Genomic DNA, 15,096 nt, shown 5'->3' with positions numbered 1-15,096 from the left:
GGAAGTTAAGCCTGTCAGCGCCGATGGTACTGCACCGGGGACGGTGTGGGAGAGTAGGACGCCGCCGGACAATCTTTGTTGGGAGGGCCACCCCGCTTGGGGTGGCCCTTCCGCATTTATGGGGCCATGTCCTCACCACGCCGAAACCCGTGTCGCCCGGGAACGAAAGCTCCTGTAGAGGCCCGGGCGGTGGTGAGGGCGCGCTAGGCTGGCAGTGCCGGGCCACCCCACCACAGGTGGCCTTCGTCGCATCGGACGAGAAGCGAAGGCTGCGGCGGACGCCATCTCAGCGGACCTGCGGCGAAAACACCATGTCTTCCCTGGAACTCATCGGGTATGGGGCGGATCCCCACTAGTCAGGACAGCGGGAAGACAGAGCCCTGCGGCCGGCGAACCGGACGCGGTGAGCAAGCAACAGAGGACAGAAGTGAACAGAGAAGACGGGCGCGACGGCGCGGGCCGTGGCGGAGACAACCGCGAAGAGAGCAGCAACCGGGCTGAGCGCGCCGGAGGATTCCGCGGTAACGGAGGAAGCGGCGGCTTCGGCGGTCGTTATGGAGAGCGGAGAGAAGGCTTCCGGAGCGACCGCGGCGACCGCGGTGACCGTGGCGACCGTGGCGACCGCGGGGAGCGCCCGTTCCAGTCCGACAGACGCGGCTACCGCGACCAGGGCGGGCCGTCCGGGGGACGCTTCGGTTCACGTGATCGTGGTGACAGGGCGACCGGCTCCTACGGGGATCGCGACAGGCGCGATGGCTACCGTGACCGGGATGACCGCGGTCGCCGTCCCTTCGGTAGCGGGGACCGCTCGGGTGGCCGTCCCGACGAGCGCGGCGGGTACCGCGACCGCGACGGGGGGCGGAGTTTCGCACGCGGTGGTGACCGGCCGCGCGGGGCCGGCGGCTTCGAGGGACGCAGGGATGCCGGAGGCTTCGAAGGGCGAAAGGAAGCCGGAGGCGCCGAAGGCCGCAAGGAACGCGTCTACCAGGACCGGGACTCCTTCCGCACCGATCGGCCGCGCCGCTCTTACGGGGACCGCGACGACTTCCGAGGCGGCCAGGGCTCCCGGGATCGTGAGGAGCGAGGTGGACGCCCGTTCCGCTCCGACGACCGCGGCAGCCGGCCGTACGGTGAGCGCCGCACGGATCGGCGGGAAGGTGGCGGGTACGGAGACCGCCCGCAGCGCCAGGGCGGCGGTTTCGGCGGGCGCTACGGCTTCCGCGAGCGCGACGGTCGAGACGGCCGCGAAGGCCGGGAGAGCCGAGAGGGCCGCTCGTACACGCCTCGCGACGAACGCGACGGGCGTGATGGTCGTGATGGTCGTGACGGCTCCGGCGGCCGCCCCCCGCGGCGTCCGGACCAGGAGCGCGGTTACGGCCGCGGCGACAGGGGCGGAAGCGGGTACGAGCGCTCCGACCGTCCCCGCCGTCCGTACGGCGATCGAGGCGGCGACCGGGGGACCGACCGGCGCTTCGGCGGCGAGGAGCGGCCGCGCCGTCCGTTCGGCGACCGCGACGGCAGAGGTGGCGAGGACAGGCCCAGGCGCCCCTACGGGGACCGGCAGGACGCGGGTGGCGACCGTTATCGCGACCGTGACTCGTTCCGCGACAGGCCGCGCCGTACGCCGGGAGACGACCGGTCCGGAGGATCCTTCCGGGACCGCGACGACAGGCGTCCGGGCCGCGAGCGTGAGGAAGGAACCCGGACGTTCCGCGGGCGCGAGCCAGGCTCCGGCGACCGGCCACGGCGGCAGTTCGGCGGCGATCGTGGCGCCCGGCCGTTCGGCAGGGACCGTGACGAGCCCAGGCCCTTCAGCGGCGACCGCGGCGCGGCGCGTCCCTTCAGCCGGGACGAGCGGGGCGGCAGCCGGACCCGCTACGGCAGGCCGGACGAGCCGAGCAGGCCGAGGACGCGTGAGGAGATCCCTCCGCTCGACCCGGACATCACGCCGGACGAGCTGGACCGGGAGGCGCGTGCCGAGCTTCGCTCGTTGCCGAACGACCTGGCGGACCTCGTGGCCAGCCACCTCGTGGCGGCCGCCCGTGCGTTGAGCGGGGAGGATCCGGAGAAGGCCTACGAGCACGCCAAGGTGGCCCGCCGCTTCGCGGGCAGGATCGGCGTGGTGCGCGAGGCCACGGGGATCGCCGCCTATCACGCGGGTCAGTATGCCGAGGCGCTGGGCGACCTCCGGGCCGCCAGGCGGATCACCGGCTCGGACGAGTACCTGCCGATCATGGCGGACTGCGAGCGCGGGCTCGGGCGGCCCGAGCGGGCGCTCGACCTCGTCCGCTCGCGCGAGGCCGAACGGCTGGACCGCGCGGGCAGGATCGAGCTCGCCATCGTGGAGTCCGGGGCCCGTCGCGACCTCGGCCAGCACGACGCGGCCGTGATCACGCTGCAGCGTGTTCCGGAGCTGCGCGATCCTCAGCCGAAGCCGTGGTCGGCCCGCCTGGCCTTCGCGTACGCGGACGCCCTGGCCGAGGCGGGGCACGAAGAAGCGGCGACCGACTGGTTCGCCCGCGCGATGGCGTTCGACGAGGACGGCGAGACCGACGCGGCCGAACGCTACGCCGAGCTGACCGGCGGACTCATCGAGGACCTGGAGGAGGGGTACGACGAGTCCGGCGCCGAATCCGGCGACCTCCTGGACGACCTTGCCGACGATGAAGAGGAAATCGGCGACGAGGGCATTCGAGAGGCGGTCAAGGACGAGGCGGCGGAGGAGGACCTCCCCGGCGGGCCCCGGGACGACGTTCTCTCCGACGAGGACGATCTGACCGACGATCTGGCGGAGGGCGACTCCGTGGGCGACGATGCGGCCGCTACGTCCTCGGCCACCGAGGGACCCGCACCGGTGGCGCCTGTGTCCTCAGAGGCCCCGGCCGGCGACGAGACGGGCGAGGCCGACGAGGTGGCCGAGCAGCCTTCCGCCAAGAGCGCGCCGTCCTACGGCCCGGCGTTCATCGAGCCGAACTTCGGCGACGTGCTCGACGACCCCGAGGATTCCGAGGATCGGGTGAAGCGCCAGCCCTGATGTCCCTCCGTACGGGCGCCGCCGAGGCGGCGCCCGTACGCTTTGAGACGAGTCCCGAGAGACCGTGCTTCCACGTGTCGCTTCAGGGGGTCCGGGAGTCAGCGCGGGGCGCGGTCCAGCCAGTGCATGATCCCTGCGACGTTCGACGGCGCGCCGCTGAGCAGCTCGAACTGTTCGGCGGTGACCTCGTCGGCGCGTAGCGCGGCGTACCGCTCGCGGGTCCGGTCGCGCACCATGGCGACGGCGTGATCGAGATCGAGTCCCTCGGCCCTGGCCCGTCTGGTGAGGTCCACCCAGATGCGGAGCTCTTCGGCCGACCGTTCGAGGGTCGAGGGCACGTCATCCACCGGTCCGTAGTGACTGAACAGCAGCCGCTGCGGCTTCAGGGCCGTGAACAGCGCGATCGAGCCGAGGGCGACGTCGAGGTCGAAGTCCGGCGGCGGCGTGGCGGGCCGCAGGTCTCCGGTCTCGGGCAGATACACGCCGGCGGCGTCGCCCACGTACAGGTCACCGGTGAGCGAGTCCAGCAGGCCCACGTGGTGTTTGGCGTGGCCGGGGGAGTAGTGGCTCGCCAGGGTACGGCCGTTGCCCAGATCGATCGTCCCGGTGTCGCCCAGGGCCCTGATGCGGGCGGCATCGGTCGGCGCCAGAGTGCCGAAGAGCACGTCGAGCTTGTCGCCCCAGACCATCTTGGCGCTCGCCATGAGCCGGGAGGGATCGGCGAGATGGCGGGCGCCCTTCTCATGGACGACGATCTCCGCGGACGGATAGTAGTTCGCGATGTCCCCCACGCCGCCGGCGTGATCCAGATGGATGTGGGTGACCACGACGGTCGCGAGATCGTCCGGTCCCACCCCGAGGGAGGACAGGGCGTCCCTGACCACGGGAGCCGAGGTCGAGGTGCCCGTCTCGACGAGGCAGGGACGGTCGCCGAGGATCAGATAACCGGCGGTGATGCCGGAGTACCCCGCCATCCGCGTGTCGATCTCGTAGACGTCGCCGCCGAGTGGAGTCACGTTGTCCACAGCCCACTCCTGAAACTAGAACCGGTATTCACAGAATGGCATTCAGGGCCGTGCCGGCCCAACCTGGTCACGCATAGTGATCTCCACGTCAGAGAGGAGATCACATGCACCGCAACGAGGTGCTGCTGGCCGGGCGGCTGTCCATGGAGCCGGCACACCGGGAACTGCCGAGCGGAGCCCTGCTGACGCAGTGGCGTCTCGCGGTCCGCAGGCCGGCAAGCCGCTCGGCCCGGCAGCGGTCGGACGCGATCGAGTGCGTGACGCTCGACGACGGCGTGCGCGATATGCTGGCCGGCTGGCGGCTCGATGATCTGGTCGAGGTGGAGGGGGCGCTGCGCCGTCGCTGGTGGCGTGGCGGAAGTCGCTACGAGATCGAGGTCCGTACGGCACGCCGGGTCGAGGCGGCCGCGCCCCGCGGCAGGCCACGCAGAAGAACGCGCCAGGCCGATGACGGCACCGCCACCGAGGCCGACCAGGCCGGTGATACCGGTGGTGAGGTCGCCGACGCACCTGCGCCCGACGAGGCGTGCTCCGGCGGAGCGGAGCCCGCCGACGAGACGATCAGTCAGTGGCGAAGGTCCGCATGACCAGGCCCGTACGGGGCTTGGGACCGAACGAGGTCGACTTGCGCGGCACCCGCTCGCCCTGCGCCGCGACCGTGAGGACGTCCTCCGTGGACAGCGGATTCAGCAGCACCGCCGTCCCGCCGATCCGGCGCGCCCTCTCCACGGCGGCGAGCGGATCATGGTGCACGACCATCACCGACTGCTCGCTGTCGACGATCCCCCACACCTTGGGCAGGAGGAACGTCGTGAGGATCGAAGTGTCGAGCATCCGCCACCGCGGGGACTGCCCGGACGGCATGGCGTGCTCGACCTGCAGCGGGTCCGGATCCGTCAGCAGGTGGGCGGGCCCCTCGCCGGCGAGCACGAAGGCGGGGCCGGTCGCCGTGGCGAGCCCCGCGAGGGCGTCCTCGACCAAGGGGAACTCGTGGACCTGCCACGCCCCCTTGGCCCGGGCGGCGGCCTCCTGCAGGGGCAGCCCGGGGATGACACGGTGGATGGCCCTGAGGTCGGGCGGGTAGGCCGTGGAGTCGACCAGGTACGCCAGGCCGTAGTCCCAGGGGCCGGGACCGATGTGGTCCCTCTGCAGCGCCTCATAAGTGGCGTAGCGGTGATGACCATCGGCGATCAGCGCCTGACGATCGTGCAGGTCCTGAGCGACGGCTTCGATCTCGTGGGGATCGGTCACCGCCCAGAGACGGTGGTGCACGCCCTCACGGGTCCGGACGTCCATAAGGGGGAAGCGTTGTGTCGCCACGTCGTCGACGAGCCGCGAGGCGGTGCCGCCGCCTTCGTACAACAGGAAGATCGGCTCGAAGTTGGCCTGCGTCGCCCGCATCAGGGCGAGCCGGTCGGCGACGGGCTCCGGCAGGACGTTCTCATGCGGAAGGATCGCGGTCGACCCGACCCCGACGCCTCCGATCAGGCCCCGCTGCAGGAAACCGACGCCGCTCTGCTCGTACACGTACAGACCGGGCAGGGAGTCGACGGTCAGCACTCCATCGGCGAGCCACTCGCGCAACGCGGCGCTCGCCTCACCGTAGTGGCTGATCCCGGGAAGGATCAGGCGCACCACGTTGTTCGGATGACGACTGAGCAGTTCCCGCAGTTCGTCAGGGGAGATGAGATCGTACGGCGGGGAGGTGACAGCGGCCAGATCGTCCACCGCGTAACGGACGCCGTGGAACGGACGTAGCACCAGTCCCGCCCGTTCAGAACTCTCCATACCGGGCATGTTGCCATAAGTGCCCGGACTCCCCGACGCTGCGGTGCCCGGTTGCTTGTGAAATCGGAGTGCAGGAGGGCTTACCCCATGATCGAAGGACGAAACGAGGCCTCTGCTTTTTCCAATGATCCGGGCGGTACGCCTTCCGGCGGTGTCTACGAGTGGTTCAAGCGTGGCATGAAACTACTCGAAGAGGGCAGCCCGGCCGCGGCGGCGGCGATCCTGGAGCACGCCGTGCAGGCCGAGCCCGACTCGCGCAGCATCCGTGAGGCCCTCGCCCGGGCCCAGTTCAACTCCAAGCGTTACGACGAGGCGGCGGGCAGCTTCCGCTGGATCGTCGACGCCAACCCCGCCGAAGACTACGCCTACTTCGGTCTCGGCTTGTCGCTGTGGCGCAGCGGAGACATCGAGGGAGCGCAGGAGCCCCTCGCGGTGGCGGTGGCGATGCGTCCCGACCTCAGGCACTACGTGTCCGCGCTGAAGCAGGTCAGGGCCACGCTGCGGGCGAGGCAGGCGTGACCGTAGGCCATACTTCCGACATGCCAGAAACCACCGGCGTGCTCGTGGACGCCTACGACACGCTGCTGCTCGACCTCGACGGCGTCGTCTACCTCGGCAAACACGCGGTCCCCGGCGCGCCGGAGGCGCTGGTGAAGGCCCGGGACCGGGGCGTGCGGCTCGCGTTCGTGACGAACAACGCGTCCCGCACGCCGGGGGCGATCGCCCAGCACCTCAGCCATCTGGGCATTCCGGCCGCCCCGCAAGACGTGGTGACCTCCGCGCAGGCGGCGGCCCGGCTCGTCGCGGAGCACGTGCCGGCGGGCTCGGCCGTCCTGGTGGTGGGCGGCATGGGACTGCGGATGGCCCTGCGCGAGCACGGCCTGCGCCCCGTGACGACGGCCCTCGACGCGCCCGCCGCCGTGGTGCAGGGCATCGCCGACACCTTGTCCTACGGGCTGCTCTGCGAAGGGGCGCTCGCCGTACGTCAGGGGGCGTGGTTCGTCGCGGCCAACGGCGACACGACCATGCCGACGGGCCGGGGCGAGCAGCCCGGGAACGGCGCGATGAGCCGCGTGATCGCCACCGCGGCCGGCGTCGAGCCCGTGGTCGCGGGCAAGCCTGAGCCGCCGTTGCACCGCGAGTCGATGATCCGCACCCGCGCCGAGAGACCGTTGATCGTCGGCGACCGGCTCGACACCGACATCGAGGGCGCGACCCGGGCCGGTGTCGACAGCCTGCTCGTGCTGACCGGTGTCGCCGGTCCTCTCGACGTGCTCACCGCCGCGCCCCATCACCGTCCCACCCACATCGCCGCCGACCTGTCGGGCCTGCACGCCCCCGTGGTTCCCGTACGGCATGGCTCGGACGGCTGGACCTGCGGCGGGTGGACGGCCGCGTGGCGGGACGGGAAGCTCGTGCTCACCGGGGAGGGCGACCCCGTCGAGGGGCTGCGCGCGGCGTGCGCCGCCACCTGGGAGGCGGCGGGGGACGGCCAGGCGGACGAGGACGCGGTGAAGGCCGCCCTGGCGGCGCTCGGCCGCTGACCGGCGTGGGGCAGCGTCGCCTCACGCCCAGGTCTCACGGCGCTGCGGCCGCCGCCCCGAAAACCGCGTCTTACGATCCTGACCTCGTCCTGGGCGGCGAGGTCTCGGCGCCGGGGTGCGGCGCGGCTTCGGCGGGAGCGGTCAGAGGAGTTTGCGAAGGCGCAGCAGATCGCCGAGGCTCGCGTCGATCTTGACCCGGCCGCCCAGCAGCGCGCGGCCCATGTCGAGTTCGCCGTTGACCATCGAGACCAGGTCCTCGCTCTTGAGGGTCAGCTTGACCTCGGCGGGCCGGCCGTCCTCCGGGGGCACCTCCTTGAAGGGGTCGAGCCCGCCCCGGTGGATGCGGCCGTAGAAGGTCACGCCGAGGTCGGAGATCCGGCAGGCCAGCCGGCGTTCGACCACGTGCTTGGCACGATCCTCCTCGCTTATCTCGTCGAAGTGCTCGACGAGTTTGTCCAGCGCCGCCCGGCATTCCTCGACGGTCGCCATGCGCCTGCCCTTCTCCTCGCGGACCGTGTCTCCTGGTAAACCGTGTCCCTTGGTCAACCGTGCACGGATCAGCGGTCGACGACGTGATTCCCCTCTTCCTACCGACAGTAGCTTTCCACGGGCGGCCTGCGCGAAATCCGCGTCGGGTCATGGAAAGGCAACGGCAGGAGTCCGGCGGTCCGCGAGCCGTAGATTTCGCGACCAAAGGGACGGCGAGGTGAGCATGGCCTCGCTCGGGGCGTCTGAGGCGAGAGCATGCGGCCGGCGGTCCCCGGTCCCCCGTGCTCCCTGCGGAACGGCCGGACGGCGCACGACCGTCGGTGGGGTCCGATAGCGTCGAGGCGACCAGCGCCGCAGGGGCTCGCACGGGTGGGCCGTGCGGCATGGCCGCGTGCGTCGTCCGGCGACGTCCGGGGTGCGGTCCGGCGTGAGCCGGGCCGAATCCCGGGCGCGAGCGTGGGGGCCGCGCACGGAGAAGCGTGACAGGAAGTGACGGGGCAGCTGATCGGAGCAGGAAGGGACCATGACGGACAGCGGGATCGCGGCCGGGGAGCACCTCGCCTCGGGCGCCGACGGCGTGCAGGCCGCGTTGTCGCCCCTCGGACGGCTGGCGCACGCGCCGGTCTCCGAGCACGTGGGCGTCTTCGAACAGGTCCTCGCCGGCCTCGAAGCGGTGCTCGCGTCCGTGGAGGATGCCGGGGAGCGGCAGCCCGGAGCGCACGGCGGCCGGGAGAGCGATCAGTGAGCGCCACGGGAGCGGCCGCGGACGCCGCGAGCCGGGGGCGGACGCGGGTCGGGACGGCACGGGACGGCGCGGCGGGGCGGGCCAGGTGAAGCGCGTCCGGCTGGACAGCGAGCTCGTACGCCGCGGGCTCGCCCGGTCCAGAGAGCAGGCGGTCCAGCTCATCGAGGCGGGCCGGGTCAGCGTCGGAGGTCAGGTGGCGGGCAAGGCGGCCACGCAGGTGGACACGGCCGCCCCCATCGTGGTCGCCGAGACGGCGGAGGGCCCCGACTACGTGTCCAGGGGCGCCCACAAGCTGCTCGGCGCGCTGCGCGCGTTCGAAGGGCTCCGCGTCGAGGGGCGCCGGTGCCTCGACGCGGGAGCCTCGACCGGCGGTTTCACCGACGTGCTGCTCAGGCACGGCGCCGCCCACGTGCTCGCGGTCGACGTGGGATACGGCCAGCTCGCCTGGTCGCTGCGTACCGACGAGCGGGTCACGGTGATGGAGCGGGTCAACGTCCGCGACCTGACCCCGGAGATGGTCGGCGAGCCGCCGACGCTGATCGTCGGCGACCTGTCCTTCATCTCCCTCCGGCTCGTGCTCCCGGCTCTGGTGCGCTGCGCGGCCGAGGTGGCGGAGTTCGCGATGCTGGTCAAACCGCAGTTCGAGGTCGGCAAGGAGCGCGTGGGCGCGGGAGGCGTCGTACGCGACCCGGCTCTGCGGGCGCAGGCGGTGCGGGACGTCGCGGCGGTGGCGGGCTCGCTGGGCCTGACGGTGAAGGGCGTGACGGCGAGCCCGCTGCCGGGGCCGTCGGGGAACGTGGAATACGTTGTGTGGCTCGGGAAGGGGCCGGGACACGACCCCGTGCCCGACGTGGACGCGGCCATCGACACGGCGGTCGCGGAGGGACCGCGCTGAGCGCGGGCGGCGAGGCGTGGAGACGATGAGCGCGATGAGCACGGGCGGCGCGGCGGGCGACCGGGCGGACGCCAAGAGGACCGTCCTGGTGACGGCGCACACGGGCCGGGAGGCGGCGGTGCGCAGCGCCCGCCTGGTCATGGAGCGGCTGATCGAGGCGGGCATCAACGTCCGGGTGCTCGACGAGGAGGCCGAGGAGCTCGGGTGCGCCCATGCCGAGGTGGTCCCGGAGAACGGGGCGGCGCTGGAGGAGGCCGAGCTGATCCTCGTCCTGGGCGGCGACGGCACGCTGCTGCGCGCCGCCGAACTGGCCCGCCCGGCCGCGGTGCCGCTGCTCGGCGTGAACCTGGGGCACGTGGGCTTCCTCGCCGAGGCGGAGGTGGAGGACCTGGCGTCCGTGGTGGACCTGGTGGTCGAGGGCCGCTACGAGGTCGAGGAGCGCATGACGATCGAGGCCGTCGTACGCCTGAACGGGTCGGTGCTCGCGCGGACCTGGGCGCTCAACGAGGCGTCGGTCGAGAAGAAGGACCGCATGCTGGAGGTCGTCGCGGAGATCGACGGCCGCCCGTTGTCGCGCTGGGGGTGCGACGGCGTGATCTGCGCGACCCCCACGGGATCGACGGCGTACGCCTTCTCGGCCGGCGGCCCCGTGGTCTGGCCCGAGGTCGAGGCGCTGCTCCTGGTGCCCAACAGCGCCCACGCGCTGTTCGCCCGGCCGATGGTGGTGTCGCCGAAGTCCACGCTCGCGCTGGAGATCCTCCCCGACACCAGCGCCGGTGTGCTGTGGTGCGACGGCCGCCGCCGCTTCGACATCCCGCCCGGCGCCCGGGTGGAGGTCCGCAGGGGCGAGGTGCCCGTACGGCTGGCCCGGCTGCTCGGCGTGGAGACCACCGGGGCGCCCTTCACCGACCGCCTGGTGGCGAAGTTCGGCCTGCCGGTGCAGGGCTGGCGGGGCCGCGTACGCTCCGGCTGACCGCGAGAGGCGCCGCAGTCCACAGCGAGTTGCGGTGGTTGGTTGCGATATGCCGGATGAGCAGGGCTTTTGTGTCCACAGATTCTCGTTCGGGTCGCGGTCCGGACACGCTGTCCTCGAAAATCTTGACGAGTTACGCGTAGGATCTCTGGCGAGTTCGGTCGGCAAAACGGGAGGGACCAGTGCGGCCACGGGTCGAGGAGGTCCGCATCCAGGGGCTCGGCGTGATCGACGAGGCCGTACTGGAGCTGTCGCCGGGATTCACCGTCGTCACGGGTGAGACGGGGGCCGGCAAGACGATGGTCGTCACCGGTCTCGGCCTGCTGTTCGGGGGGCGGGCCGACCCGGCCAGGGTCCGGCCGGGCGCCGACAAGGCGCTGATCGAGGGCACGCTGGTGATCGAGCCAGCCGGCCGCGTGGCCCAGCAGGTCGCCGACGTCGGCGGCGAGATCGAGGACGGGCAGCTCATCATCTCCCGGTCGGTCTCCGCCGAGGGCCGCTCCCGCGCCTGGCTGGGCGGCCGTGCCGTGCCGGTGGGCACGTTGACGTACATCGCCGACGACCTGGTGGCCGTGCACGGACAGATGGACCAGCAGCGGCTGCTGCAGCCCGGCAGGCAGCGTGCGGCGCTCGACCGCTACGCCGGCGACGAGCTGGTCAAGCCCCTGCGGGCCTACGAGCAGGCGTACAAGCGGCACAAGCAGGTGGGCGAGCTGCTCCACGAGCTGACCGTGAAGGCCAGGGAGCGGGCCCAGGAGGCCGACGTGCTGCGGTTCGGCCTCGAGGAGATCGAGAAGGTCGAGCCCAGGCCGGGGGAGGACGCCGAGCTGAAGGAGGAGGCCGAGCGGCTCTCCCACGCCGACGCGTTGCGCACCGCCGCCACGACCGCGCACGCCGCGCTGCTCGGCGATCCGATGTCGAGCGCGCAGGACGTGCAGGACGCCGTGTCGCTGCTCGGTCACGCCAAGACGGCCGTGGAGTCGGTACGCGACTTCGATCCCGCGCTCGCCGGGCTCGCCGATCGCCTGGCCGAAGCCGGTTACCTGGTCTCCGACGTGGCGACCGAACTGGCCGCCTACGCCGAGTCGGTCGAGGCCGACCCGGCGCGGCTCGCGGCCGTGCAGGAGCGCAGGGCGGCGCTGAACGGGCTCATGCGCAAGTACGGCGAGGACGTCACGGCCGTGCTCGCATGGGCGCAGCGGGCCGCCGAGAGGCTGACGGAGCTCGAAGGCGACGACGAGCGCATCGAGGAGCTGACGCGGGAGCACGGCGAGCTCACCGAGCGGCTGGGCGAGCTGGCCGGTGAACTGACGGCCATCCGCACCGCCGCCGCCGACCGGTTCGGCCAGGCGGTGACCGAGGAGCTGACCGCGCTCGCGATGCCGCACGCGCGGGTGAGCGTGGCGATCACGGCCACCGACGGCTTCGGCCCGCACGGCGTGGACGAGGTCGAGCTCCGGCTGGCATCCCACCCGGGCGCGCCGCCGTTGCCGCTGACCAAGGGCGCGTCCGGCGGCGAGCTGAGCCGGGTGATGCTCGCCATAGAGGTGGTCTTCGCCGGCGCCGACCCCGTTCCGACATTCGTGTTCGACGAGGTCGACGCGGGCGTGGGCGGCAAGGCGGCCGTGGAGATCGGCAGGCGGCTGGCCAAGCTCGCCAGGACGGCGCAGGTCATCGTGGTCACCCACCTGCCGCAGGTGGCGGCCTTCGCCGACCAGCACCTCGTGGTGGAGAAGGCGAGCGACGGCAGGGTCGTCCGCAGCGGCGTCGTGACGCTCGACCAGGAGGGCCGCGAGCGGGAGCTGTCGCGGATGCTCGCCGGGCTGGAGGACTCCGAGCTCGGCCGGGCGCACGCCGCCGAGCTGCTGTCCATCGCCGCCGCCGACAAGGCCGCCTGGGAGAAGGCGTCCTCGGGGGCGGCCAAGCGCTCAGGCCGGCGAGCCGCCGGCTGAGGGCCGCAGACCCGCCGGGGCCGAGGTCCCGGTCCAGCCGGGCTGGGCTCTCCGGTCCAGTCGATCGGGGGTCCCCGGGCCCGCCGTGCCGGCGTCCGCCGGGCTGAGGCTCTCCGGGATGGGGCCGCCGCGCCCGCGTCGCCGGGTGAGAGCCGTGCGGGCCCGGCGACGCGCGTACACTCGGCGGGGCGCGCGCGGGGGTGACGTTTGGATCAGGGCGCGCCGGGAAGCAGTCAAGCCCCGGCAACGAGGGGGCGGAGGAACGGGGGCGGACGGCGTCACGGAAGGTGTGCGTTGGCTCGGCTGCCCCCGGTCGGCGCACCTCGGCAACATCCCTGACTTGCAGTGACAATTCAGACGAGCCGTGGGGTGTGGAAGCGTGGCGGTCGCCGCCTCTGGCAGGATGGTCATGATGAAGGTCCCGAGCTTGAATGTTCCGGGCCTCCGCCGCAGGAAGGCCGACGGCCTTCCCGGGGTGACGGCAGTGGCGAGAATCGACAGGCGGACGAAGAGGCTGACCAAGCGCCTCAAGCCCGGGGAAATCGCGATTATCGATCACGTCGACATCGACCGGGTCAGCGGGGAGGCCCTCGTCGCGTGCGGCGTGGCGGCCGTGGTCAACGCCGCCGCGAGCATCAGCGGCCGTTACCCCAACCTCGGGCCGCAGATCCTGATCGACGCGGGCATCCCCCTGATCGACAACGCGTCGCCGGAACTGTTCGAGCGGATCGCCGACGGCGACGTGATCCGCGTCCACGACGGCATGGTCTACCTCGGCGAGGAACTGGTCGGCAAGGGGCAGCCGCAGACCGCCGAGAGCGTCGAGGCGGCGATGACCGAGGCCCGCGCGGGCCTCGCCGTCCAGATCGAGGCCTTCGCCGCGAACACGATGGAGTACGTCCGGCGCGAGCGCGACCTCCTGATCGACGGGGTCGGCGTGCCCGACATCCGCACCACCCTGGAGAACCGCCACGCCCTCATCGTGGTGCGGGGATACCACTACAAGGAGGACATCGCGACGCTCCGGCCGTACATCCGGGAGTACCGCCCGGTGCTCATCGGCGTGGACGGCGGGGCGGACGCGCTCCTGGAGGCCGGGTACGTGCCCGACATCATCGTGGGCGACTTCGACTCCGTCTCGGAGAAGGCGCTGTGCTGCGGCGCCGAACTGGTCGTCCACGCCTACCGCGACGGGCGGGCGCCGGGGCTCGAGCGGGTGCGCAAGCTGGGCCAGGAGGCGGTCGTGTTCCCCGCGACCGGGACGAGCGAGGACATCGCGATGCTCCTGGCCGACGACAAGGGCGCCACGCTGATCGTCGCGGTCGGCACCCACTGGACGCTCGACGAATTCCTGGACAAGGGCAGATCGGGCGCGGCGAGCACGTTCCTCACCCGCCTGCGGGTCGGCAGCAAGCTCGTGGACGCCAAGGGCGTGAGCAGGCTCTACCGCAGCCGGATCTCCACGCCCTCCCTGCTGCTGCTCGTGGCCACCACGCTGGTCACGATCGGTGTGGTCCTGTCGGTATCGCCGATCGGCCAGGTGTGGCTGAACGGCCTGCGCGTGGCCTGGAACGGCTTCATCTTCTGGCTGGTCGGACTCTTCTCGTGATCGATTTCCGTTATCACCTCGTCTCGATCGTGGCGATCTTCCTCGCGCTCACGGTCGGCATCGTGCTGGGCAGCACCGTGCTCGAGCCCACGTTCTTCAAGTCGGCCGAGGAGATGACCGCGTCGCTGCGGCAGGCCAACGAGAAGTACCTGACGCAGATCTCGGAGCTGCAGACGCGTGAGGAGGGCGGCGACTCGCTGGTCACGACCCACCTGCCCGAGCTCGTGCGCGGCCAGCTCGCGGGCGAGCGCGTCGTGCTCGTCGAGGCTCCCGGCGCGTCGGCCGCCCTGCGCGACCCGATCGAGAAGCTCGTCAGGAGCGCGGGCGCCGCCTACACCGGCAGGGTCAGCCTGACGGAGAAGTTCCTCGACGCCGAGCAGGCGAGCGTGGTGGACGGGCTCGCCACCAACCTCGCCCCGGCAGGCACCACCTTCCCCGACGGGGCCACGCCGTACGACAAGGCCGCCGCGATGCTCGCCGGGGCGATCGTGACCAACGACCGCGCGCAGGCGGGCCGGGCCAACCCCGCGGCGACCGGCGTGCTGGAGGCGTTCCAGGCCGGCGACTTCCTGACCCTCAACGGCGACCCCGAGCAGCGCGCGACGATGGCCGTCGTGCTCGCGCCGGCCCAGCCGTACGAGGGGGAGGACGCGGACCGGCAGACGAACGCGATGGTCTCGGTCGCGGCCGGCCTCGACGGCGGCGCTCTCGGCACCGTCCTGGCGGGCACCGTCACCGCCTCCGCCAACGGCGGCGCCATCGCGGCGCTGCACGACACCGGCGGCGTGGCCTCGGCGGTCTCCACGGTCGACACCGTCGATTTCGCCGCGGGCCGTGTCGTGGTGGTCTACGCTCTGCGGGAGCAACTGGCCGGCCGTTCGGGCTCGTACGGCATCGGCAGCGGCGCGACGGCGTTCGAGCCCACGGTGACCGCGCCCAGCCAGACCCCCACCCCGGCGGCGAGCCGGGGCTGAGCCGCCGGTCGGCACATCACGCCGGACGAACACATAGAGCGCCTGACGAACACGTAGAGAAGGGCAAC

General features: G+C 72.2%; 13 protein-coding genes. 10 read left to right on the top strand and 3 right to left on the bottom strand.

Features of this window, described 5'->3' with window-relative positions:
• Positions 1-1,990: 1,990 nt before the first annotated feature.
• Positions 1,991-3,034: a hypothetical protein gene (locus ABZ860_RS19795; RefSeq protein WP_357222034.1), complete on the top strand. Its 1,044-nt coding sequence runs from the start codon at positions 1,991-1,993 to the stop codon at positions 3,032-3,034.
• A 98-nt stretch (positions 3,035-3,132) separates the two neighbouring features.
• Here the strand turns inward: ABZ860_RS19795 and ABZ860_RS19790 are convergent, their stop codons facing one another.
• Positions 3,133-4,059: an MBL fold metallo-hydrolase gene (locus tag ABZ860_RS19790; protein ID WP_357222032.1), complete on the bottom strand. Its 927-nt coding sequence runs from the start codon at positions 4,057-4,059 to the stop codon at positions 3,133-3,135.
• A gap of 104 nt (positions 4,060-4,163) precedes the next feature.
• Here ABZ860_RS19790 and ABZ860_RS19785 point away from each other — a divergent pair, with 104 nt between their 5' ends.
• Positions 4,164-4,646, top strand: a complete 483-nt coding sequence (locus ABZ860_RS19785) for a single-stranded DNA-binding protein (protein WP_357222030.1) — start codon at positions 4,164-4,166, stop codon at positions 4,644-4,646.
• On the opposite strand, the gene ABZ860_RS19780 is transcribed toward ABZ860_RS19785, so the two are convergent.
• Entirely contained in the window at positions 4,621-5,847 is a 1,227-nt protein-coding gene (locus tag ABZ860_RS19780) for a DUF1015 domain-containing protein (RefSeq protein ID WP_357222028.1), read from the bottom strand. The genes ABZ860_RS19785 and ABZ860_RS19780 overlap by 26 nt on opposite strands.
• A 177-nt stretch (positions 5,848-6,024) precedes the next feature.
• Between ABZ860_RS19780 and ABZ860_RS19775 the strand changes: the two genes are divergently transcribed.
• Together ABZ860_RS19775 and ABZ860_RS19770 are read left to right on the top strand one after the other, a co-directional pair.
• Positions 6,025-6,366: a tetratricopeptide repeat protein gene (locus ABZ860_RS19775; RefSeq protein WP_357222026.1), complete on the top strand. Its 342-nt coding sequence runs from the start codon at positions 6,025-6,027 to the stop codon at positions 6,364-6,366.
• A 20-nt stretch (positions 6,367-6,386) separates the two neighbouring features.
• The gene (locus tag ABZ860_RS19770) at positions 6,387-7,391 is read left to right on the top strand and encodes an HAD-IIA family hydrolase (RefSeq protein WP_357222025.1); all 1,005 of its coding nucleotides are present in this window, start codon (positions 6,387-6,389) and stop codon (positions 7,389-7,391) included.
• A gap of 141 nt (positions 7,392-7,532) precedes the next feature.
• Here ABZ860_RS19770 and ABZ860_RS19765 read toward each other — a convergent pair whose 3' ends face one another.
• Positions 7,533-7,880, bottom strand: a complete 348-nt coding sequence (locus tag ABZ860_RS19765) for an SCP2 sterol-binding domain-containing protein (protein ID WP_183537259.1) — start codon at positions 7,878-7,880, stop codon at positions 7,533-7,535.
• A gap of 523 nt (positions 7,881-8,403) precedes the next feature.
• Here ABZ860_RS19765 and ABZ860_RS19760 point away from each other — a divergent pair.
• The 6 genes from ABZ860_RS19760 (at position 8,404) to ABZ860_RS19735 (ending at position 15,028) form a co-directional block, all read left to right on the top strand.
• The gene (locus ABZ860_RS19760) at positions 8,404-8,625 is read left to right on the top strand and encodes a hypothetical protein (RefSeq protein ID WP_357222023.1); all 222 of its coding nucleotides are present in this window, start codon (positions 8,404-8,406) and stop codon (positions 8,623-8,625) included.
• 85 nt (positions 8,626-8,710) lie between these two features.
• Entirely contained in the window at positions 8,711-9,520 is an 810-nt protein-coding gene (locus ABZ860_RS19755; RefSeq protein WP_357222021.1) for a TlyA family RNA methyltransferase, read from the top strand.
• A 34-nt stretch (positions 9,521-9,554) separates the two neighbouring features.
• The gene (locus tag ABZ860_RS19750) at positions 9,555-10,493 is read left to right on the top strand and encodes an NAD kinase (RefSeq protein ID WP_357222059.1); all 939 of its coding nucleotides are present in this window, start codon (positions 9,555-9,557) and stop codon (positions 10,491-10,493) included.
• A gap of 182 nt (positions 10,494-10,675) precedes the next feature.
• Positions 10,676-12,445 carry a DNA repair protein RecN gene (gene recN, locus ABZ860_RS19745; protein WP_357222019.1) on the top strand — a complete coding sequence of 590 codons (1,770 nt, stop codon included), beginning with the start codon at positions 10,676-10,678 and terminating at the stop codon, positions 12,443-12,445.
• A 412-nt stretch (positions 12,446-12,857) separates the two neighbouring features.
• Positions 12,858-14,054 (top strand): putative cytokinetic ring protein SteA, encoded by a 1,197-nt coding sequence (gene steA, locus ABZ860_RS19740; RefSeq protein WP_357222058.1) that lies wholly within the window; start codon positions 12,858-12,860, stop codon positions 14,052-14,054.
• Positions 14,051-15,028, top strand: a complete 978-nt coding sequence (locus ABZ860_RS19735) for a copper transporter (protein WP_357222017.1) — start codon at positions 14,051-14,053, stop codon at positions 15,026-15,028. The genes steA and ABZ860_RS19735 overlap by 4 nt, the downstream gene beginning before the upstream one ends.
• Positions 15,029-15,096 lie beyond the last annotated feature (68 nt).

The organism is Microbispora sp. NPDC046973 (assembly GCF_040644495.1).
GTDB lineage: Bacteria > Actinomycetota > Actinomycetes > Streptosporangiales > Streptosporangiaceae > Microbispora.
The sequence above is the reverse complement of the archived record's forward strand: the minus strand, read 5'-3'. Positions and strand labels throughout refer to the sequence as shown.